Below are 1,735 nucleotides of genomic sequence, written 5' to 3'. Positions count from 1 at the left end.
GCCGTCGCCGTCGGCCCCCGCCGTCGTCGCCGCGGCGCGGGCCGCCTGCTGCTCGGCCTGCCGGCGGCGCAGCAGCGCGGCGACCTGATCGGGCTCGAGCAGGCCGGGGATGCCGAGGTAGTCGGCCTCCTCGGCCGAGCCGGCCCGGGCCTGGGTGCCGAACTCGCCGCCGTCGTAGAGGACGCGGTCGAAGGAGGCGTCGGAACCGAGCGCCTCGAACGGCATCAGCTCCTCGCCGTCGGCGGGCTCCTCACGCTGCGCGGCCTGCATGAGCGCCTCTTCGGCGGCCAGGGGGTCGTCGTCGGCGCCGGGCGGCTTGCCGAGGACGTGGTCGCGCGAGACCTCCATCTCGCCGGCGTAAGACAGCAGCGACGGCACCGTCGGCAGGAAGATCGACGCGGTCTCGCCGCGCTTGCGGACGCGCACGAAGCGGCCCACCGCCTGGGCGAAGAACAGCGGCGTCTGGGTGGCCGTGGCGTAGACGCCGACGGCGAGCCGGGGAACGTCGACGCCCTCGGAGACCATGCGGACGGCGACCATCCAGCGGCTGTCGCCCTCGCTGAACTCGGCGATCTTCTTCGACGCCTTCGGCTCGTCGGACAGCACGACGGTGGGCGACTCGCCGCACACCCGCTTGAGCAGCGCCGCGTACGCCCGGGCCGACTCCTGATCGGTCGCGATGACCAGGCCGCCGGCGTCGGGCACGTGCCGGCGCACCTCGGTGAGCCGGGTGTCGGCGGCCTGCAGCACCGACGGGATCCAGTCGCCGTGCGGGTCGAGCGCGGTGCGCCACGCCTGCGCGGTGATGTCCTTGGTGAGCGGGTCGCCCAGCCGCGCCGCGACCTCGTCGCCGGCCCGTGTGCGCCACCGCATCTCGCCGGAGTAGGCGAGGAAGAGCACCGGCCGGACGACGCCGTCCTTGAGCGCCTCGGCGTAGCCGTAGGAGTGGTCGGCGACGCTGCGCGGGATGCCCTGGGCGTCGGGCGCGTAGGTGACGAACGGGATGGGGTTGATGTCGGACCGGAACGGCGTACCCGTCAGCGCCAGCCGCCGGGCCGCCGGCTCGAACGCCTCGCGGACCGCCTCGCCCCAGGACAGCGAGTCGCCGGCGTGGTGCACCTCGTCGAGGATGACCAGCGTGCGGCGGTTCTCGCAGCGGGCGCGGTGCAGCATGGGGTGCGCGGCGACGCCGGCGTAGGTGACGGCGACGCCGGTGAAGTCGCGGCTGGTGCGAGCCGTGCGGCCGCTGAACGCGGGGTCGACGGTGATGCCGACCTTGTCGGCGGCCTCGGCCCACTGCCGCTTCAGGTGCTCGGTGGGCGCGACGATGGTGAGCTGGTGGACGATCTTGCGCGCCAGCAGCTCCGCGGCGATGCGCAGCGCGAACGTCGTCTTGCCCGCGCCGGGCGTGGCGACGGCCAGGTAGTCGCGCGGGTCGCGCGTGAGGTAGTCCTCGAGCGCCGCCGCCTGCCAGGCACGCAGGCGCCCCGCGGTTCCCCACGGGGCACGATCGGGATAGGCAGGAGGCAGGTGTTCAGCGGCCGAAGTGCTCACACATCTCCCGTGACGTGGACGTCGATGATCTACGGCGCCCGCCGGCAGCACTGCCGACGCCGGCGCCGCCCGGGGCCGGACGGCGGCCCGGGCACCCGTCGAGCCTAACGGCCGGGACCGACGGTCCGCGGCCGGACGCGCGGACCGCCGGCCTCACGCCGCCGGCTCCGTGGCCGGACCG

1 protein-coding gene is annotated in these 1,735 nt (G+C 75.1%); it reads right to left on the bottom strand.

Features of this window, described 5'->3' with window-relative positions; translation table 11 throughout:
- A partial coding sequence (locus tag DY240_RS22830; RefSeq protein ID WP_147375458.1) for a DEAD/DEAH box helicase occupies positions 1-1,554 on the bottom strand: 1,554 nt, incomplete at its 3' end.
- Positions 1,555-1,735: the final 181 nt, after the last annotated feature.

It is taken from the genome of Jiangella rhizosphaerae (assembly GCF_003579925.1).
Classification (GTDB): domain Bacteria; phylum Actinomycetota; class Actinomycetes; order Jiangellales; family Jiangellaceae; genus Jiangella; species Jiangella rhizosphaerae.
This window is presented reverse-complemented; position numbering and strand designations above follow the sequence as displayed.